This is a genomic window from Neptuniibacter sp. 2_MG-2023 (assembly GCF_030547495.1).
In the GTDB taxonomy this organism is placed as follows: Bacteria; Pseudomonadota; Gammaproteobacteria; order Pseudomonadales; family Balneatricaceae; genus Neptuniibacter.
On the sequence record NZ_JAUOQC010000001.1, the window covers coordinates 366,714 to 387,128 of the forward strand.

The 20,415-nt window shown below is 44.3% G+C and carries 16 protein-coding genes; all 16 read right to left on the minus strand.

The window, feature by feature from the left end; all coding sequences use genetic code 11:
• Window positions 1–40: 40 nt before the first annotated feature.
• The 16 genes from secA to rsmH all read right to left on the minus strand — a co-directional run bounded on the left by secA (window position 41) and on the right by rsmH (window position 20,411).
• Window positions 41–2,779 carry a preprotein translocase subunit SecA gene (secA, locus tag Q4486_RS01675; protein ID WP_303517866.1) on the minus strand — a complete coding sequence of 913 codons (2,739 nt, stop codon included), beginning with the start codon at window positions 2,777–2,779 and terminating at the stop codon, window positions 41–43.
• Between the two features lie 184 nt (window positions 2,780–2,963).
• A complete protein-coding gene (lpxC, locus tag Q4486_RS01680; protein ID WP_067862461.1) occupies window positions 2,964–3,878 on the minus strand; it encodes a UDP-3-O-acyl-N-acetylglucosamine deacetylase in 915 nt (304 codons plus the stop codon).
• Between the two features lie 101 nt (window positions 3,879–3,979).
• Window positions 3,980–5,152: a cell division protein FtsZ gene (gene ftsZ / locus Q4486_RS01685; protein WP_303415955.1), complete on the minus strand. Its 1,173-nt coding sequence runs from the start codon at window positions 5,150–5,152 to the stop codon at window positions 3,980–3,982.
• A gap of 94 nt (window positions 5,153–5,246) precedes the next feature.
• On the minus strand, window positions 5,247–6,494 hold the full coding sequence (gene ftsA / locus Q4486_RS01690; RefSeq protein WP_303517868.1) for a cell division protein FtsA: 1,248 nt from the start codon (window positions 6,492–6,494) through the stop codon (window positions 5,247–5,249).
• Window positions 6,495–6,499: 5 nt separating this feature from the next.
• Window positions 6,500–7,351 carry a cell division protein FtsQ/DivIB gene (locus Q4486_RS01695; RefSeq protein ID WP_303415953.1) on the minus strand — a complete coding sequence of 284 codons (852 nt, stop codon included), beginning with the start codon at window positions 7,349–7,351 and terminating at the stop codon, window positions 6,500–6,502.
• Between the two features lies 1 nt (window position 7,352).
• Window positions 7,353–8,300 (minus strand): D-alanine--D-alanine ligase, encoded by a 948-nt coding sequence (locus tag Q4486_RS01700; RefSeq protein ID WP_303415952.1) that lies wholly within the window; start codon window positions 8,298–8,300, stop codon window positions 7,353–7,355.
• 5 nt (window positions 8,301–8,305) lie between these two features.
• On the minus strand, window positions 8,306–9,745 hold the full coding sequence (gene murC / locus Q4486_RS01705) for a UDP-N-acetylmuramate--L-alanine ligase (RefSeq protein WP_303415951.1): 1,440 nt from the start codon (window positions 9,743–9,745) through the stop codon (window positions 8,306–8,308).
• A complete protein-coding gene (gene murG / locus Q4486_RS01710) occupies window positions 9,742–10,836 on the minus strand; it encodes an undecaprenyldiphospho-muramoylpentapeptide beta-N-acetylglucosaminyltransferase (RefSeq protein WP_303517870.1) in 1,095 nt (364 codons plus the stop codon). The genes murC and murG overlap by 4 nt, the downstream gene beginning before the upstream one ends.
• Window positions 10,833–12,089: a putative lipid II flippase FtsW gene (gene ftsW / locus Q4486_RS01715; RefSeq protein ID WP_303517871.1), complete on the minus strand. Its 1,257-nt coding sequence runs from the start codon at window positions 12,087–12,089 to the stop codon at window positions 10,833–10,835. The genes murG and ftsW overlap by 4 nt, the downstream gene beginning before the upstream one ends.
• A complete protein-coding gene (gene murD, locus Q4486_RS01720; protein ID WP_303517874.1) occupies window positions 12,089–13,441 on the minus strand; it encodes a UDP-N-acetylmuramoyl-L-alanine--D-glutamate ligase in 1,353 nt (450 codons plus the stop codon). The genes ftsW and murD overlap by 1 nt, the downstream gene beginning before the upstream one ends.
• A gap of 15 nt (window positions 13,442–13,456) precedes the next feature.
• Window positions 13,457–14,539 carry a phospho-N-acetylmuramoyl-pentapeptide-transferase gene (gene mraY / locus Q4486_RS01725; RefSeq protein WP_303415945.1) on the minus strand — a complete coding sequence of 361 codons (1,083 nt, stop codon included), beginning with the start codon at window positions 14,537–14,539 and terminating at the stop codon, window positions 13,457–13,459.
• A gap of 6 nt (window positions 14,540–14,545) precedes the next feature.
• Window positions 14,546–15,913 carry a UDP-N-acetylmuramoyl-tripeptide--D-alanyl-D-alanine ligase gene (murF, locus tag Q4486_RS01730; RefSeq protein ID WP_303517877.1) on the minus strand — a complete coding sequence of 456 codons (1,368 nt, stop codon included), beginning with the start codon at window positions 15,911–15,913 and terminating at the stop codon, window positions 14,546–14,548.
• The gene (locus Q4486_RS01735) at window positions 15,910–17,376 is read right to left on the minus strand and encodes a UDP-N-acetylmuramoyl-L-alanyl-D-glutamate--2,6-diaminopimelate ligase (protein ID WP_303517880.1); all 1,467 of its coding nucleotides are present in this window, start codon (window positions 17,374–17,376) and stop codon (window positions 15,910–15,912) included. The genes murF and Q4486_RS01735 overlap by 4 nt, the downstream gene beginning before the upstream one ends.
• 13 nt (window positions 17,377–17,389) lie before the next feature.
• The gene (locus Q4486_RS01740; protein ID WP_303415942.1) at window positions 17,390–19,114 is read right to left on the minus strand and encodes a penicillin-binding protein 2; all 1,725 of its coding nucleotides are present in this window, start codon (window positions 19,112–19,114) and stop codon (window positions 17,390–17,392) included.
• Window positions 19,104–19,472, minus strand: a complete 369-nt coding sequence (gene ftsL / locus Q4486_RS01745; protein ID WP_303415941.1) for a cell division protein FtsL — start codon at window positions 19,470–19,472, stop codon at window positions 19,104–19,106. The genes Q4486_RS01740 and ftsL overlap by 11 nt, the downstream gene beginning before the upstream one ends.
• Window positions 19,473–20,411: a 16S rRNA (cytosine(1402)-N(4))-methyltransferase RsmH gene (rsmH, locus tag Q4486_RS01750; protein WP_303517882.1), complete on the minus strand. Its 939-nt coding sequence runs from the start codon at window positions 20,409–20,411 to the stop codon at window positions 19,473–19,475.
• Window positions 20,412–20,415: the final 4 nt, after the last annotated feature.

Consider the following 20,415-nt stretch of genomic DNA (forward strand, 5'->3'; position numbering starts at 1 on the left):
AACAGGCTGCTCTCTTAACTGTATTAAAACTGCATCTAAATTATGTAGATAGTTTACCGTGACACTGCTTATATTTTTTACCTGAGCCACAAGGACAAGGCTCATTTCGACCTACTTTTCGTCCCTCTCTAACAAAGGTTTCACCTTGCTCATCTACTGCTTCAGCATCACTATCATCAGACATTGCTGAACTTTGATCATGGGTGAAATCCATCTGCTGACTTTCTGCTTGCTCACGGCGCAGCTGCTCCATCGCTTCAATCTCTTCAGGCTGCTGTACCTGTACATGACAGATAATACGAATAACATCACGTTTAATATTATCCAATAGCTCCTGAAATAGATGGAAAGATTCGCGCTTATATTCTTGCTTAGGATTCTTTTGAGCATAACCACGTAAGTGAATACCTTGTCGTAGGTGATCCATAGTTTGCAGATGCTCTTTCCACAGCGTATCAAGAACTTGCAGCATTACCTGCTTTTCAAAGTTACGCATAGTGGATTCACCCACCTGCTGCTCTTTCTGTTTATAAACCGCTAAGATCTCGTCCTGAACTTTTTGATAAAGCGTTTCTTCATGTAAGCTATCGTCTTGATCAAGCCATTCCTGAACCGGCAGTTTTACTGAGAAATCAGCTTCAAGCGAGCGCTCAAGACCAGCAATATCCCACTGTTCTTCCAAACTTTGAGGAGGAACAAATTCACTAAACTTGTTCGCAACAACCTCTTCACGAACAGCATCAATGGTTTCAGATATATCATCCGTTGCCATAATTTCATTACGCTGATCATAAATAACTGTACGCTGATCATTAGCAACATCATCATATTCAAGAAGCGATTTACGAATATCAAAGTTACGCCCCTCAACTTTCCGTTGTGCTTTTTCGATAGCGTTACTCACCATCTTATGTTCAATCGCCTCCCCACGCTCCATACCTAGCGCCTGCATGAGCTGGCGAACACGATCTGAAGCAAAGATACGCATAAGATCATCTTCCAACGAAAGGAAGAAACGTGAAGAACCAGGGTCACCCTGACGACCTGCACGACCACGCAGCTGATTATCGATACGACGTGATTCATGACGCTCTGTACCAATGATATGTAAGCCGCCATTATCAAGAACTTGTTGATGACGCTTTTCCCAAGCTGCAGTCACTTCTGCAATCTGCTCATCCGTTGGGTTATCAAGTTCAGCTAACTCAGCCTCTAACTTACCGCCTAAAACGATGTCAGTACCACGACCCGCCATATTGGTTGCAATTGTTACGGCTCCAGGACGGCCTGCTTGAGCAATAATGGATGCTTCACCACCATGATTTTTAGCGTTCAATACATTATGAACAATCTTCTCTTTCTTCAAAAGTGTCGAGATTAATTCAGAAGATTCCACCGAAGCTGTGCCGACTAGAACAGGGCGTAAAGCTTCCTGACAGGCACGAATCTCTTTAACGATCGCTTCATACTTCTCTTCTACACTCATGTAGATAAGATCGTTTTCATCTTTACGCGCAATCGGCTTATTAGTAGGAATTACGACAACATCTAAGCCATAAATCTGACGAAGCTCAAACGCTTCGGTATCAGCTGTACCTGTCATACCTGACAGTTTTGTATATAAACGGAAGTAGTTCTGAAATGTTGTAGATGCGAATGTCTGACTCTCATTTTGTACAGACACGCCCTCTTTAGCTTCTACCGCCTGATGCAAGCCTTCAGACCAACGACGACCTTGCATAATACGGCCGGTATGTTCATCAACAATGACAACTTCATTATTTTGAACAATATAATCCACATCTTTCTGGAACAAGTAATGAGCGCGTAAACCCGCCAAAACATGATGCAGCAAGTTTAGATTATGAGGGGCATAAAGACTTTCCCCTTCATTAAGCAGGCCTTTTTCTGTTAGCAACTCTTCAACAGCAGCATGACCGGCCTCTGTTAATTCAACGGTACGATTTTTCTCATCAACCGCAAAGTGCTCACTAATATCTTGCGACTCATCCTGCGGATCAATCTCACCATCAAACTTTTTAAGCTGTGGAATTAATTGATTAATCGTGACATACATCTGTGAACTATCTTCGGCAGGACCGGAGATAATCAAAGGTGTACGCGCCTCATCGATAAGAATCGAGTCGACCTCATCCACAACCGCAAAGTTAAAGTCTCGCTGCACCTTCTCATCAAGACTAAATGCCATATTGTCGCGAAGGTAATCAAAACCGAATTCGTTATTGGTTCCATAGGTAATATCAGCCGCATAAGCAGCACGCTTTGTAGCTGGATCCTGTCCAGAAAGCGCAACACCGACTGTCAAACCTAATGCTTCATATAATGGACGCATCCATTCAGCATCACGGCTCGCAAGATAGTCGTTCACCGTAACAACATGCACACCTAAACCGCTTAATGCGTTCAAATATACAGCTAAAGTTGCCACTAGTGTTTTACCTTCCCCCGTGCGCATCTCTGCTACTTTACCATCGTGTAGAGCCATACCACCGATTAACTGAACATCGAAGTGGCGCATACCCATAACACGCTTGGACGCTTCACGAACAACAGCAAACGCTTCTGGCAACAACTGATCAAGGTCAGAACCTTCATCAAGACGCTGACGAAACTCAACAGTTTTTGCTGCCAGTTCTTCATCTGTTAGTTTTTCAAGATCGACTTCTAATGCATTAATCGCCTTAACGATTTTACCCATGCGTTTTAGTTCACGATCATTCTTACTACCAAAAACTTTCTTTAACAATCCTGTCAGCATATCTTGACTTATACCTATGAAGTCTAAAACGATCCTCAACTCTTCGAGGAGGAAAAAATTAACTCAGCATTCTACCTTTATTTGGGGCAGAAATTGAATCTAAAAGGGCGAATAAATAAAAACCTTACATAAAAATGCAAAAAAAAACCGAACATAGAGTTCGGTTTTCACAAAAATTCGAAGTTTAAACAGCTAAAACAGGCTTCTGATAGGAGATAGGAGCACTTTCTTCATTATTTTCGAAAGTGACAATTTCCCACGCCTCTTCATTAGCTAACAGCTCACGCAATAACCGATTATTTAAATAGTGGCCTGATTTATCACCGTAGAATTCGCCAATTAGGCTTTTTCCTAACAAGTATAAATCCCCAACGGCATCAAGTACTTTGTGTTTAACAAACTCATCGTCATAACGAAGACCATCTTCATTAAGAATACGGTAATCATCAACAACTATAGCGTTATCAAAACTACCGCCCAGAGCAAGGTTTTGTGAACGAAGGTATTCATAATCACTCATAAAACCAAAAGTACGCGCACGGCTCACCTCTTTCACAAAAGAGGTACTAGAGAAGTCCAATGATGACTCCATCTTACGCCCTTCAAATGCAGGATGATCAAACTCAATTTTAAAACCGACTTTGAAGCCATCAAACGGTTTAAATGTAGCTGACTTACCGTCCGATTCAACAGTGACCTCTTTAGTGATGCGGATAAACTCTTTCGCCGCATTCTGCTCTTCAAGGCCTGCCGATTGAATAAGAAATACAAATGGAGCAGCACTACCGTCCATAATAGGCACTTCTTCGGCACTCAACTCCACATACGCATTATCAATACCTAAACCAGCCATTGCAGAAAGCAGATGCTCAACGGTCGCAATACGTGCACCATCTTTGGCTAAGTTTGTAGACAGCGTTGTGTCAGCAACGTTGTGTGCGTGCGCTAAAATCTCAACCACTGGATCGAGATCAACACGACGGAATACTATACCGGTATTCACGGGCGCCGGCTTAAGTGTCAGATAAACTTTCTGACCTGTATGTAAACCGATACCTGTTGCTTTAATACTGTTTTTTAACGTTCTCTGCTTAATCATGCCATCTGCCAAAAATAAAAAGGGCCATACTACCGCGCAATATTAACAAAAAAATCACCTTTTAGAAAGGTGAATCCTTTACCACTCTACGCTTATGCAATTTAGTCTGCCTGCTTCCTTAAGAATGTAGGAATATCTAAATAACCAGCATCGCCTTCAGTACCTGTTTGCTTCAATACGTCTTCGGTAAACTCTGCTGGACCATCAAGCGCTTCATTCTTTCTTCTACGAAGAATAGTAGGCAAGTCAATCTGCTCTAAGTTCAAACTTCCGTCCACTTTTTTCATATTATCTTGCACAGGACGTACAGTTTCTTGCGGTTTATCTAAGCCGGTAGCAACTACCGTTACTTTCAACTCATCAGACATCTCTGGTTCAATAACCGTACCAATGACTATAGTCGCATTCTCAGAGGCATACTCTTCAATCTGATTACCTACCTCAGTAAACTCACCTAAGCTCAGATCCATGCCAGCAGTGATATTTACTAAAATGCCGCTCGCACCACGAAGATCAACATTATCCAGCAGAGGACTTTTAATCGCTTTTTCTGCAGCTTCTGCAGCACGATTTTCACCTCTAGCATGACCGGTTCCCATCATCGCCATGCCCATTTCGGACATAACCGTACGCACATCGGCAAAATCCACATTGATCATGCCTGGACGAGTAATAAGGTCAGATATGCCCTGTACCGCGCCTCTAAGTACATCGTTGGCTGATTCAAATGCATTTAACAAACTGCAATTACGCCCAAGAACCTGCATCAGTTTTTCATTAGGGATAATGATTAACGAGTCGACACTCTCACGCAGCTCTTTAATGCCATCAGCAGCTATAGCCATACGCTTACGGCCTTCAAACGGAAACGGCTTAGTTACAACAGCGACCGTCAAAATGCCCATATCTTTAGCAACTTCAGCTACAATAGGAGCCGCACCTGTACCTGTACCACCGCCCATTCCTGCTGTAATAAAAACCATATCCGCGCCTTTCAGCATCTCGCCGATACGATCCCGGTCCTCCATCGCCGCTTGACGACCTACTTCAGGATTAGCCCCAGCCCCTAAGCCTTTCGTCAGCGTATTACCTAACTGAATAACCGTTTGAGAAGACATTGATGAAAGCGCTTGCGCATCTGTATTCGCACATACGAATTCAACCCCTTCCAAATCACCACTTTCCATGTGCTTGACAGCATTGCCGCCACCGCCACCAACACCAATCACTTTGATTACTGCATTTTGTGGAACGCTATCTAACAGTTCAAACATTGTTAGCTCCTTGAGTGCTCAAGCCAAGCACTATCACCTAATTCGCCACCAATTATTGTTGGCAGCCAAAACATTAAAATCGAGTTAAGCTGGTTTAATAATTACTTTTAAACCAAGCTTTCATTTTTTCCAAAACGCCTATCCGCGGAACCGCAGCCACATCTTGATTAATCGTCTCTACACTACCGCCGACATGATCGTGCTGTGCGTATTGCAACAACCCTATCCCAGTGGCGTAAATCGGGCTGTTGAGAATATCTGCCATTCCTCGCACCCCATGAGGTGATGCCAAACGCACTGGCATATGGAAGATCTCCTCCGCTAACTCAATAGCCCCTTCCATTTTTGATGTGCCGCCCGTTAAAACAATGCCCGCCGCAACTAGATCCTCAAAGCCACTACGACGCAGCTCCGCCTGAATAAGGCTGAACAGCTCCTCATAACGGGGCTCAACAACTTCAGCCAGTGCCTGCCTTGATAGATCCCTTGCAGAACGATCTCCAACACCGGGAACTTTGACTGTTTCACTACCCGTCGCAAGTTGTGCTAAGGCACAGGCATACTTAATCTTAATCTCTTCCGCATGCTGAGTCGGCGTACGCAGCGCCATAGCTATATCATTAGTAACCTGATCACCGGCAATAGGTATTACTGTGGTATGCCGAATTGAACCGCCAGTAAAAATAGATATATCGGACGTCCCACCACCAATATCCACCATACAAACGCCGAGCTCTTTCTCATCTTCGGTCAATACAGAGTAACTTGATGCCAATTGCTCTAGCACTAAGTTATCAACCTCTAAACCACAACGGCGTACGCATTTCTCAATATTTTGGGCAGCATTCACGGATCCCGTCACCAAATGAACTTTGGCTTCTAAACGAACACCTGACATCCCCAATGGTTCTTTGATGCCCTCTGAACTATCAATCTCATACTCTTGAGGCAATATATGTAAGATCTTCTGGTCTGCGGGAATCGCTACAGCTCTTGCAGCATCGATTACACGTTCCAGATCATATTCAGTTACTTCTCGATCACGTACAGCAACAATACCGTGCGAGTTCAAACTGCTTATATGACTACCAGCAATACCAACAGTCACTGAATGAATTTTACACCCAGCCATCAATTCAGCTTCTTCAACTGCACGCTGGATTGAGCTAACTGTCGACTCTATATTTACAACAACGCCTTTTTTAAGACCTCTTGAGGCATGAGAACCTATGCCTATAATTTCGATGGCGCCATCAACACCGATCTCACCTACTAGGCATAACACCTTAGATGTGCCGATATCCAAGGCAACAATCATATTGTTATCCATCGAATTACTCATTTTCATTACCCTGCATTTTCATCTTCGGGTTTTTCTCGCCACTTAACCGCTACACCATGGGTATAACGAATATCAATTGCTTCTATCTCATCAACTTGCTCTAACAACCTCAGCTGATAAAGATCCAAAAACCGCCGCAAACGCTCATTAATTGCTTCACGTCCCACTATCACCTTAATTTGATTATCAAGCTCAAATGTCCACGCACCTCGAGCTTCTAAATTAAGGCTTACCACATTCAATCCAACTTGCCTCAGCATCTGATTAAAATCATGAAACTGAGCCATCACTCGTTCTGTTTCAGGAGCTGGTCCACTTAATCGTGGGAGAGAGCGGTACTCTTCTTTCAACTCCGGCCAAAAAATATCACCTTGATGATTTAATAAGCCTCGTTCACCCCAACGCGCAACAGGTACTTCTTCTTCAATTTCAACTATCAACTGGTTTGGCCAATCACGTTTAATCGCTGCTACACGCACCCAAGGGTATTCACGAACAAGCTCTTGTATCACCCCGATATCAGTACTAAGCAAACCTTGTTTTAACCCTGCAGCAATATCTTCTGCCAAGCCTTTCCTATCTAAATGCTGAGCTGTACCAATGACAACAATCTGCTCTACAGGTTGATCTAACCATTTCCACAAATTATGACTAACACCCCATACAACACCGATAAAAATAATCAACGATGAGATCGTCCAAAAGGGCTTCCACCAGCCTTCTAAATCAACTTCTCTCTTAAAGCCCTTATTAACATCAGATACTACTGCCTCACGACTGGCCCCACGGGGCGCTAAAACAGGCTCTTCTTCACTCTGCACATTCTCTTTAGACTTAAAAAAGTCAAAAAACTTCATCTCAATGAGCCGTCTTTAAAATTTCAACAACTAGCTGCTCAAAAGAGATGCCCTGCTGTTTAGCTGCCATTGGTACTAAACTATGATCCGTCATTCCTGGCGCCGTATTCACCTCCAGCAGCTGAAAATCACCATGCTCATCTTGCATTACATCGACACGTCCCCAGCCGGCACACCCCACTGCAGCGAAGGCTTTTTCCGCAAGTTCACGCAGTTCTTTCTCTTTCTCGATACTTAAACCATGATCAAATCGGTACTCTGTATCGTTAGCTACGTATTTAGCATCAAAATCATAAAACTCATGATTAGTGACTAATAATATTGGGGATAGCGCTTCACCATCTAAAACAGCCACTGTATATTCATCACCGCTCATCCACCGCTCAGCAATGACAGTACGGTCAAATTTTGCAGCCGTTTTTAGTGCCTCAGTTAAACCCGACACACTATCAACCTTACTCATGCCTATGCTCGAGCCTTCATGTGCTGGCTTTACAATGATAGGAACACCTAAACGCTCGATTACATCTTCGAAAGACTCTTCTCCGCTGCAAACAGCAAAAGGGGGCGTTGGTAAATCGGCGCCTAACCAAAGTTGCTTAGTTCGTAACTTATCCATACCTATAGCGGATGCAGCTACCCCACTGCCTGTATAAGGTTTACCTAGCATCTCTAGAGCACCCTGAAGCGTCCCATCTTCACCACCTGGGCCATGAAGAATAAGAAAAGCACGATCAAATACTTCCTCTTGCAGCTGACGTAATGGTTCCAAGTCCGCAGACGGGCCGTATAAATCGATCCCAAAAGCATCCACACCCGCACGCTGTAATCCAGCAAGCACTGCCGCACCACTTTTTAGAGACACTTCACGCTCAGATGAGTTGCCACCATAAATAACCGCAACACGTCCAAAAGACTCTCTCAAATGCGAATCGATCACAAAACTCATCTATCTCAATCCTCAGCAACTAAAGACAACTGATTTAATTGATGTGCTAACGCCGTAATATCGCCAGCCCCTTGTGTCAGCAGCAGATCACCAGGCTGCAAAATACCTTTTAAAACATCAGCCACTAAATCTTTATCACTAATAAAAACTGGGTCTATACGACCACGCTGACGAATACTTCGGCATAGACTTCTACTGTCGGCGCCAGCAATAGGTTCTTCCCCTGCTGCATAAACTTCTAACAACAACAGCACATCAACTTCAGATAACACTTCAACAAAGTCTTCATAAAGGTCACGTGTACGGCTATAGCGATGGGGTTGATTAATCATTACCAATCGTTTGTCTGGCCACCCTTCACGAATCGCTTTTATAACCGCACTAACCTCACGCGGGTGATGCCCATAATCATCCACCAGCATCGCATTTCCGCCCTTAACAGCAACATCACCCAATACTTGGAATCGACGCCCAACACCTTCAAATTTTGCTAAAGCACTACAAATAGCTTCATCAGAAATACCTTCATCTGTAGCAACCGCTATAGTGGCCAGTGCATTTAGCATATTGTGATGACCCGGCATATTTAACGACACATCCAGATCAGCAAAACCTTCTGGGCGCTTCACTGTAAAACGGGTATACATTCCCTTTTGGCAAATATTTTCGGCGCGATAGTCCGCATCGTCTGACACGCCATAAGTAATTATTGGACGACTAATTTCTGGCAAAATATCACGCACAACAGGATCATCCACACACATAACAGCCAAACCGTAAAACGGTAAATTATGGAGGAATTCGATGAAAGTCTTCTTCAATACAGAGAAATCATTACCATAAGTTTCCATATGGTCTGCATCTATATTAGTAACAATAGACACCATCGGCTGTAGATGTAAAAAGGACGCATCACTTTCATCAGCTTCTGCCACTAGATAACGACTTGTGCCCATTTTTGCGTTTGTACCAGCGCTATTTAAACGCCCGCCAATGACAAACGTAGGATCCAATTTCCCTTCAGCAAACACAGAAGCAAGCAAGCTTGTTGTAGTCGTTTTCCCATGCGTACCAGCAACAGCAATACCATGGCGATAACGCATCAATTCAGCTAACATTTCAGCACGGCGTACAATAGGTATACGTTGCGCTCGGGCCTCTTTAACTTCTGGGTTTTCCTCATTTACCGCAGTCGATACAACAACCACATCAACGCCAGCCACATTTTCTGTACCGTGACCAATAAAAATAGACATGCCTAATTTTTTAAGACGATCCGTTGTGGCAGATGCTTTCAAATCAGAACCGGAAATTTGATAGCCTTGGTTAAGTAACACCTCAGCAATACCACACATACCCACACCGCCAATACCGATAAAGTGTATACGGCTAATTCGACGCATTTCAGGTATTTCAAATCGTGTAAAAGCATTTTGCTCTTTCATTTTTTTATCGCCTCAAGACAAACCATTGCCACTTTCTCACTCGCCTCTGGTTTACCAAGAGCTCGCGCTTTATTCGCCATTTCAATCAATCGATCACGCTGATTTAACTGCTCTGTAAGTAAACGTTTCAAAACATCTCGACTCAAATCACTTTGCTGTATCAAAATTGCCGCATCATTATCTGCTAAAAAGGCTGCATTTTTGGTCTGATGATCATCCACAGCATGAGGGAAAGGCACCAGAATTGATGCAACACCCGCAATACTGAGTTCGCTTATAGTCAAAGCACCAGCTCGGCATAACACCACATCAGCCCATGCATAAGCTTCATCCATTGCATCAATAAACGGCTCGACTTTACAACCAGAGATATTGAATTTTCTGTATTGCTCCAACGTCTCTTCAATATTACGTTTACCCGTCTGATGCCAAACCTCAGGTCGCTGTTCCTCTGAAATCTCAGATAGCACTTCAGGTAAAAGATCATTGATCGCTTTTGCACCTAAGCTACCACCAACAACCAGTAATCTGATCTTCCCGCTACGATTATCCATTCGCTCAGAAGGAGGCAACATGTCAAGTATGGCGCCCCTCACAGGATTACCCACCGATTCGGTTTTCAAAGATGGACCAAAAGCCCCTTTAAATGCCTCCAAAACCTGTTTAGAAAATCGAGATAAAGCCTTATTTGTCATCCCCGCGACAGCATTCTGCTCATGAATAATAAGAGGGATACCTAACAACCATGCAGCAGCGCCCCCCGGACCTGATGCAAAACCGCCCATACCAAGCACAACATCGGGCTTTACTTTTCGCACAACTTTTAGGGCCTGCCAAAAAGCAATAAGCAATTTAAATGGCGCTAACAGAAGACTTAACTTACCTTTACCGCGCAACCCTCTCACTTCAATGGAGTGCAGTTTTAAGCCTGCCGCAGGTACTAAATCAGCTTCTATACCATGGCGAGAACCTAACCACTCCACATGAACCCCTTGAGCCTGCATTTTTTCCGCTGTTGATAGCGCAGGAAAAACATGACCACCCGTACCACCCGCCATAACTAGCGCAACAGGCGCTTTACTTTGATTCATACTTGCGCCTCCGGTTTAGATCTAGACTGAGTTCTCTTCCCAGAACTTTTTCCTGTTTTATTCAGTTTGCTATCACCATCTGCAGCAGATGGTGAAAATTGGCTTTTCTTCAATTCGTAATCGACTCTTAAAATCACAGCCAACATGGCACAACTCACCAACAAACTACTTCCTCCATAACTAACTAAAGGCAGTGTTAGCCCTTTAGTTGGTAGGGCACCAACATTTACACCAATATTAATTAATGCCTGCCCAGCAAAAATAATTCCAAACCCATAACAGATGTATGCTTTAAAGAAAGCCTTCATCTTCTCTGCACGCCGTCCGATGCGGAAGATATTCACAACTAATATCGCATATAGCACAATCAACGCAGCGGCACCGACAAAACCAAGCTCTTCAGCTAATACAGAAAAAACAAAATCCGTATGAGCTTCAGGTAGATAAAATAACTTCTGAACGCTGTTACCTAAGCCTGTTCCAAACCACTCGCCACGACCAAAAGCAATTTGCGCCTGCGACAGTTGATAGCCTGTACCAAAAGGATCCTGCCACGGATCAAGAAAGCTTTGTAAACGTGCAACACGATAGGGCTGTAAACCAACAACCGCACCTAACAAACCCACCACACTAACAATAACCACTAGGAACTGAGAAAAACGCATCCCTCCTAAAAAGATCATGCCCATGACGGTACCCATCAACACAACCAGTGCACCAAAATCTGGTTCAAAGTAGAGCAGCACACAAAAAATACCTAAAGGTAGCGTTGGTTTAGCGATGCCTTTCCAGCTACTTCTTACTTCATGGAGGCGACGAACCAAATACCCTCCCATGTACATCACCATACAAAACTTCGCGACTTCCGAAGCCTGCAAGTTTAAAGGCCCTAAAGGTAACCAACGGTGACTCCCATTAACCCCTTTACCTATACCTGGGATTAAGACCAAAATTAATAGAAAGCCCGCAGCAAGCATCCACCAGTGTCCACTTCGCTCCCAAAAACTAATAGGGAAGTTCCACACAATCACAGCACCAAGCAAAGCGATCAACATAAAGGAAGCCTGACGAATAACGTAATAATAAGGCGTTCCATTATTCTCCATTGCAACATCTAGGGAGGCAGAACTGATCATCACAAATCCAGTTAGCACTAATGCTATAGCGCAACCCAACACCCACGGATCAAAGGGTAAAACACCCAATTTCGTTTGCGGCGGCAGATTTGATGATGACCAAAATGCACTAAACATCAGAGTGCCGCTACCGCATCAATAAACGCATCACCACGCGCAGGGAAACCACTAAACATATCAAAGCTTGCACACGCAGGTGAGAGCAACACTATATCCCCTGACTCAGCTAGGTCAGCCGCTTTTTCAACCGCATCAGTCATGCTTATTGCCGCTACTTTTTCAAGGTTTCCACAGGCAGTGGCCAAACGCTTACCATCTTCACCTAAGTACACCAAACCTCGCCCAAAACGCTGCAAGGGTGACGCTAAATCAGAAAAGTCTGCGCCTTTACCTACACCACCGGCAATCAGGACTAGCTTTTGACTTCCGGACAATGTTTCACCTAAACCAACCAGTGCTGCGACTGTTGCACCGACATTCGTACCTTTAGAATCATTAAAATAACTAATGCCGTTTTTATCAGACACCCATTGGCAACGATGCTTCAAACCTGAAAATAATTTCAGCGCCTTAATCATCGCTTCCATAGGCAGTCCTGCAGCATGACCTATAGCCATCGATGCCAATGCATTCGCAATATTATGACTACCACGTATTTTCAATTCAGAAACGGGTAATAGTTTTTCAAACCCAAGACTCAACCAATGCTCACCCTGCTCCTCAAGCAAACCAAACGCTTTAATATCCGGTTTATCTAAGCCATAAGAGTGTGTAACTACATTTTTGGATAAGAGCGGTGCTGTTAACGCATCATCCCTATTAATAACGACATGCTTAGCACCGCGAAATATTCGATGCTTGGCTTGGTAATAGCCTTGTATATGGTTGTCATAACGATCTAAATGATCTGGTGTAACATTAAGAACTGTTGCAACTTCGGCACGTAACTCATGGGTTGTTTCCAACTGAAAACTCGAGAGCTCCAGCACATAAAGATCTTTTTCTGGCTGGCCTAACATCTCCAATACAGGGGTGCCAATATTGCCACACACACCTACATCCAGACCGGCTGCTTGAGCCATCTCACCGACTAAGGTAGTTACTGTGCTTTTCGCATTCGAGCCAGTAATAGCGATAATCGGCGCTTTCACCTCTCGGCAAAAAAGATCGATATCACCACTTAGCTGTATTCCTTGCGATACCGCCGATTGAATTGCGGGCTCTTTCTGAGTCACGCCAGGGCTCAATATAAGCTCAGTTGCTCTTTTTAAGTAATCACTGTCAAAAGGACCACAACGTAGATCTACATCAGGAAACTCTTGCTTAAGCTCATCAGCACCTGGAGGATTCTCTCGGCTATCTACAACAGCAAAAGAGATTCCTTTAGTCGCCAAAAATCGTGCGCACGCCAGCCCAGTCTGTCCTAGACCGATCACAATTTTAAAATTATCACTGGCGATTAATCCCATGACTCAACCTTACTCTTAACGAATTTTCAGCGATGCTAAACCGATTAACACCAATACAACTGTAATAATCCAAAAACGCACAATCACGCGCGGCTCTGGCCAACCTTTTAATTCAAAATGATGATGCAAAGGTGCCATCCTAAAGATACGACGCCCTGTTAACTTGAATGAAGCCACCTGTAGAATGACCGATACAGTTTCAGCGACAAAGACACCCCCCATAATAAAGAGAATAAACTCTTGTCTAACAATCACAGCGATCACACCCAAAGCTGCGCCTAAAGACAATGCCCCCACATCCCCCATAAACACTTGAGCCGGATAAGTGTTAAACCATAAGAAACCTAATCCAGCACCTACAATTGCACCGCAAAAAATAATCAACTCACCCGAACCTTCGATGTACGGGATCAGTAAGTAATCAGCAAATTTAATATTACCGGACAGGTAGGCAAAAACGCCCAATGCGCCCGCAACCAGAACGGTAGGAAGGATTGCGAGGCCATCTAAGCCATCCGTTAAATTGACCGCATTGGAGCTACCGACAATGACAAAATAGGTAAATACAATGAAGAAAATGCCTAATTCAATCGACACATCTTTTAAGAAAGGTATAAGTAGTGAAGTCTCTACCGGCGTAGAAGCAACTGAATATAAAACCACTGCAGCACCTATACCACCTACAGACTGCCAAAGATACTTCCATTTTGCAGGTAAACCACGAGGGTTTTTCTCAACTACTTTTCGGTAGTCATCCACCCAACCTACAGCACCAAAAATCAATGTCACACTTAGTGTAATCCATACATAAATATTACTAAGATCACTCCAAAGTAACGTACTAATAGCGATAGCAACTAGAATCAGTGCACCGCCCATAGTCGGGGTTCCAGCTTTGCTCAAATGGCTTTGCGGACCGTCATCACGAATAGCCTGCCCAATCTGATTGCTGCGTAACTTATTAATAACAAAAGGCCCCACCAAAAGGGATATCAGCAGAGCGGTCAACACCCCCAAAATCCCTCTTAACGTCAGATACTGAAATACAGCGAAACCGCTGTAATACTCTGATAGATATTCTGCTATTAGTGGTAGCATTTCTTCTTATTCCTCTTTAGACAGGCTGTTAACAACCCGTTCCATTGCTGCGCTACGTGAGCCCTTAATCAGGATATTAATACCCTGACGTGCTACGCCCGACAGCGCAGCGATTAGTTCTTGTTGTGTGTTAAAATACTGACCACAATCTTTTGATTCGGCATCAAATGCCAAAACAGAGTGCCGAGACAGCACGCCGGTCGCCCATAGGCTTCCAACCCCCTTCTGCGCTGCTCGGCAGCCTACTCTTTCATGCTGTTTGACGGCGTCCGCCCCCAACTCAGCCATATCCCCCAAAACCAAGATAGATTCACCCGGCAAACTAACCAATAGGTCGACTGCCGCATTCACTGATCCTGGGTTTGCGTTATAAGTATCATCAATAATGAGTGCACCTTGCGGCCCTTTCATCGGACACATGCGCCCTTTAACCGCAACAAAACTATGTAAACCATCCGCAATCTGCTGCAAAGGAATATCTTGCGTACTTACCGCTGCAGCCGCCGCCAGCGCATTAGCTATATTATGCTGCCCCATAACACTTAACTGGACCGGCACCGTTTGTTCACCACGATGCAACACAAATGAGAAACAGCCTGTATCAGATGCTTTCACATCAGATGCATAAATATCAGCAGAATCAGATTCAGCGGAGAATGTTTTCCGCTTCTGCCCTTCAGTACCACCGAGCCAAAACTGGGCATATTTATCATCGGCATTGATAATGGCGTAGCCATGGGTTTTCGTGAGCTGGGAGAAAATCTCCGCTTTAGCCTCAGCAACGCCTAATAAAGAACCAAAACCTTCTAAATGGGCATCCATAGCATTATTTAAAATGGCTACATCAGGTAAAGATAGAGCCGTCGTATAAGCTATCTCACCACCCGCACTTGCACCCTGTTCAATCACAGCTATTTGGTGCTCATCATTTAAACGAAATAATGTTAATGGCACCCCTATATCATTATTAAGGTTGCCCTGTGTCACCAGTACCGATGCATTTTGGGACAAAATACTATGTAGCATCTCTTTCACAGTCGTCTTGCCACTACTCCCTGTCACAGCGTAGACGCAACCATTGAAACGCTGCCGATTAGCCAGTGCTATCTCTCCTAGCGCTTTATGCGTATCTTTAACCCGCCACTGGGCAATAGGCTGATCAAGAGGTCGTGAGACAACTGCAGCTACCGCACCTTTAGCAAATGCCTGCTCCACGAACTCATGCCCATCAAAATTCGGACCTACCAATGCAACAAAAAGATCACCCTGCTTAATAGTACGCGTATCTGTACTAACACCCTGAAACAAAATATCGGCCGTAACTTCACCACCAAATTGCTGTTGTAACTGACCTAAATTCCACTCACCAATCATGCTGCCACCCCTAAAATTTTCCGCGTCATGACTAAATCACTAAACGGGTGACGTTTACCGGCAATCTCTTGGTAATCTTCATGGCCTTTGCCAGCGATCAGAACAACATCTTCTGGGGACGCTTGCATAATGGCTAACTGAATAGCTTCAGCTCTATCCACTTTAATATCAGGTATATGCTGACTAATACCGCTTTCAATCATCTCTATAATTTTCTGAGGCTGTTCACCACGTGGGTTATCACTCGTCACCACCAGATGATCAGCGAAACGGTCCGCAATTTTGCCCATTAACTCACGTTTACCAATGTCTCGATCGCCACCACAACCAAAGACACACCATAAAGTCCCACTGGTATGCGCTCGAACCGCTTGCAACGCTTTTTCTAAAGCATCCGGTGTATGAGCATAATCAATAATAACCAGCGGCTTATTAGCAGCAACGACTGCTTGCATTCGGCCAGGTACAGATTCTAATTTAGACAGTGCATCGACTAGTTGCTCATAACTAAAGCCCTGTTCAACTAACACCGCAGCCACTAGTAACAAGTTATCTAAATTAAAATCACCGATCACTTTGCTACAAAAAGCAAAACCACCTTTATCTGTTTTTATTTCCGCTTCAATACCATGTAAAGCTAACCGGTAAGCCGCTAAACGGTATTCACCATGAACTCTACCAACTGATATTTTCTGGCATTTAATCTCTGAATCTAACATTAATTGACGTCCAAACGCGTCATCAATATTTAAGATCGCTTTTTTCAAAGAGGCCTTGCTAAATAACTTAGCTTTAGCCATGCCATAAGATTCCATGGAACCGTGATAATCCAAATGATCACGGGTTAAATTAGTAAAAACTGCATAATCAAATTCAACGGCATCGACTCGCCTTTGCTCTAGAGCATGGCTTGATACCTCCATTACAACCGCGTCAGCACCCGATGCTTTTAATTCAGCCAACAGCTTCTGCAAACCAATAGCATCCGGCGTTGTATGTGTTGCTTTATTTAGGTCATTAGGAAAACCATTCCCAACCGTACCAACAATCGCGGTTTTAACCTTCAAGGCATTCATCGCTTGAGCTAAAAAATGCGCACAGGAGGTTTTACCATTCGTCCCGGTAATGCCAATCACAGTCATGCTTTTGCTAGGTTCATCATAAAAACGGGCAGCAATAGTACCTAGCTGAGTCATTAAATTAGGGATGAAGATAATCGGCACATTCACACATGGGCAATCATCTTTTTCACTCTCATCAAGCAATACAGCAACAGCACCAGCGGCCACGGCACCTATAACAAAATCCACACCCCGATACTGCAAGCCTGAGCGCGCTAGAAAGAGCGTTCCCGGACTAACGGTACGACTATCCTGAGATAGAGCAGACACAATGAGATCGGCGTAGGTTTCATCAACCCACTCCGGTATTATCTCAACTAGCGTCTTCTCTATTTTCAGCATATTAATCTCTTATTTAATGCCTGTGAGCAATCTGCTTATTTACTTCGGGCCAATTATCAGGCGGAACATTCAACAGCCTTAACGCGCCCCCAACGGCTCTTGAGAAAACAGGCGCTGCAACTTCACCACCGTAATACTCTTGCCCTTTTGGGTTATCAATCATGACGACGGTAACTAAACGCGGATTACTAACGGGTGCAATACCTGCAAACGTAGACATATATTGGTCATCAATGTAACCGCCGGGGCCGACTTTATGCACTGTGCCTGTTTTCCCAGCGACCCTATAGCCAGGTACTGCGGCTCTACGCCCTGTACCTTTATTGCTAATAACAGTCTCCATCATGACGCGTACATCTTTCGCCACACTAGCCGGCATAACGCGCACAGGCTTACCCGCTTCTTTCTGACGAATAAGATTAACCGGACTCATCACACCATCATTCGCCAAAGCCAAATATGATTGCGCTAACTGCAAAGGCGTCACAGAAAGACCATAGCCATATGATAATGTTGCTCGCTCAACGACTTGGCGCTGATTCAGATATGGCAAATAACCTGAACTTTCACCGGGAAAGCCTATTCCTGTTGCCTGACCTAATCCTACATTATGAAATAGGTTTCGCACGGAGCCCTCTGGCAAACTGAGCGTCAACTTAGTCACACCCACATTGCTCGACTTTGTAATAATTGTTGATACATCGATCTCACCATAATTACGGTGATCACGTATGGTTTTACGCTTAACTCTAAAATACCCTGGTGATGTATCAACCAAAGTATCCGGTGTGTACTGCCCACTCATCAAAGCAGCTGCAACCGTCATAGGCTTAACCGTTGATCCCGGTTCAAACGTATCGGTTAAAGATCTATTACGCAAAGCCGTTGAGACTCGCTGGCGCGGATCATTAGGGTTGTAAGATGGCTGATTAACCATAGCTAATACCTCGCCCGTCTTAACATCCAACATAACCAACGAACCACCATCTGCGTTATGCGCCTTTACGGCCGTCTTTAGCTCTCGATATGCTAAATACTGCAAGCGCAGGTCAATGCTTAACTCTATATTGTTTCCATGCTGAGCCGACTTTACTTCTCGAACATGTTTAATTGTTCGACCCAGTCGATCTTTCATCACCAACTGTTTACCTGATTCTGCTTTCAACCAATCTTCATAGGCCAACTCCAATCCTTCCTGACCTTTACCATCTAAATTAGTAAAACCCACTAAGTGAGTAGTCACTTCTGCCGCAGGATAGTAACGCTTATATTCTCTATCCACATGTACACCAGGAATCCGCAACGCTCTTACTTTCTCAGCTAGTTCAGGAGTCCCTTGTCTCTGTAAATAAAGAAAACGCTTAGTACGATGGGCAGATAACTTAGCAATCAGTTTTTTCTTATTACTCTTAAGTAAGGCCGCTAATTTAGCTATACCTGCATGCTGTAAATCCATCATCTTAGGATCAGCCCAAATCGTCGCGACAGGTGCGCTGACAGCCAAAGGTTCGCCATTGCGATCCGTTATAATCCCTCGATGCGCAGGTACTTGAACCGTTCGTAAAGTACGCTCATCCCCTTGCGTCTGTAAAAACGCTTGATCTTCAACATAGAGCGACAACATACGCGCAGTAATACCGACCGCAACAAGCAGCAAAAGAATCAGCACCAACCACAGGCGCCATCCTCGTCCTACTGTAGCCTCAGCACTATCACTGACTTCGTTGTTATCGCTCATTGCGAATAATCTCTATTTGATTCACTTCAGGCACCTTCATGCCTAATTTACTTGCGGCTTGCTGCTCAACACGGTTATTTGCCGCCCAAGCACTTTGTTCTAATAAAAGCTGTCCCCATTCAACCTGCAACTCATCTCTCTGCTCGACTAGCTCTTGGTGGTGATTGAAAAGCGTCCTATATTCAAACGCACTCAGCACTACAACAAGACACGTAGCCACTAGCAAAACGACCAAAACAAAAACAGTTAAAAAAGGCCTCAGCAAGGTTTCTAAGTTACAAAATTCACTGGCTTCAGCGACATCAGCCTCAGGCGCTAGCTTTTTTTTCAACAACCGCTGAAAAAAACCAACCCGCACTTAAGCCACCTTCTCCGCGATACGCATAACAGCACTACGCGCACGAACGTTATCTTGCGTCTCACTATCACTCGCTTTAACTGCTTTACTGACACTTTTTAAACGAATCTCAAGCATGTCGTTAGTAAAAGGGATACCTCTTGGTAAATGCTCATCACCTTTCACATGTTTACGAATAAAGCGTTTAACAATACGGTCTTCAAGCGAATGGAAACTGATCACGACTAAACGCCCACCTACTTTCAACATATCCAAAGCCTGATCTAGACAATTTTCCAGATCTTCCAGCTCCTTATTTATGTGGATACGAATCCCTTGAAAGGCGCGGGTAGCTGGATTTTTACCTTTTTCCCAAGCGGGATTAGCTTCAGCAATAATCTTAGAAAGCTGAGCCGTAGTTGTAATAGCTTCTTCTTGTCGCTTAGCAACAATCGCTTTAGCCATTCGACGGGAGAACTTCTCCTCGCCATAGGTATAAATAACATCCGCGATCTCTGTTTCATCTGCTCGCGCAATCCACTCAGCGGCACTTTCGCCTGACGAAGTATCCATCCGCATATCAAGCGGACCATCATTCATAAAGCTAAAACCTCTTGATGCATCATCCAATTGAGGGGAGGAAACCCCTAAATCAAGCAATACACCATCAACTTTCCCCGCCATACCTCGCTCAGTAACAAACTGCTCCAATTGCGCAAAACTACCATGTGCAATCGAAAAACGAGGCTCATCCGCAAAACGCTCTTTCGCATGAGCGATCGCTTGCGGATCCTTATCAATACCTAAAAGCTCACCATCAGCTCCCAGCTGCTCAAGCACTAACGCTGAGTGACCGCCGCGACCAAAGGTTCCATCGACATAAAAACCAGATGCGTCCTGCACCAAAGCATCAACAGCTTCCTGCAACAGAACGGTAATGTGTTTAAATTCCTGGCTCATCGAT

Excerpts from the sequence above, each read along its gene's own strand:
- secA (WP_303517866.1), bottom strand. The coding sequence starts at position 2,779 with ATGCTGACAGGATTGTTAAAGAAAGTTTTTGGTAGTAAGAATGATCGT.
- lpxC (WP_067862461.1), bottom strand. The coding sequence starts at position 3,878 with ATGATTAAGCAGAGAACGTTAAAAAACAGTATTAAAGCAACAGGTATC.
- ftsZ (WP_303415955.1), bottom strand. The coding sequence starts at position 5,152 with ATGTTTGAACTGTTAGATAGCGTTCCACAAAATGCAGTAATCAAAGTG.
- ftsA (WP_303517868.1), bottom strand. The coding sequence starts at position 6,494 with ATGAGTAATTCGATGGATAACAATATGATTGTTGCCTTGGATATCGGC.
- Q4486_RS01695 (WP_303415953.1), bottom strand. The coding sequence starts at position 7,351 with ATGAAGTTTTTTGACTTTTTTAAGTCTAAAGAGAATGTGCAGAGTGAA.
- Q4486_RS01700 (WP_303415952.1), bottom strand. The coding sequence starts at position 8,300 with ATGAGTTTTGTGATCGATTCGCATTTGAGAGAGTCTTTTGGACGTGTT.
- murC (WP_303415951.1), bottom strand. The coding sequence starts at position 9,745 with ATGAAAGAGCAAAATGCTTTTACACGATTTGAAATACCTGAAATGCGT.
- murG (WP_303517870.1), bottom strand. The coding sequence starts at position 10,836 with ATGAATCAAAGTAAAGCGCCTGTTGCGCTAGTTATGGCGGGTGGTACG.
- ftsW (WP_303517871.1), bottom strand. The coding sequence starts at position 12,089 with ATGTTTAGTGCATTTTGGTCATCATCAAATCTGCCGCCGCAAACGAAA.
- murD (WP_303517874.1), bottom strand. The coding sequence starts at position 13,441 with ATGGGATTAATCGCCAGTGATAATTTTAAAATTGTGATCGGTCTAGGA.
- mraY (WP_303415945.1), bottom strand. The coding sequence starts at position 14,539 with ATGCTACCACTAATAGCAGAATATCTATCAGAGTATTACAGCGGTTTC.
- murF (WP_303517877.1), bottom strand. The coding sequence starts at position 15,913 with ATGATTGGTGAGTGGAATTTAGGTCAGTTACAACAGCAATTTGGTGGT.
- Q4486_RS01735 (WP_303517880.1), bottom strand. The coding sequence starts at position 17,376 with ATGCTGAAAATAGAGAAGACGCTAGTTGAGATAATACCGGAGTGGGTT.
- Q4486_RS01740 (WP_303415942.1), bottom strand. The coding sequence starts at position 19,114 with ATGAGCGATAACAACGAAGTCAGTGATAGTGCTGAGGCTACAGTAGGA.
- rsmH (WP_303517882.1), bottom strand. The coding sequence starts at position 20,411 with ATGAGCCAGGAATTTAAACACATTACCGTTCTGTTGCAGGAAGCTGTT.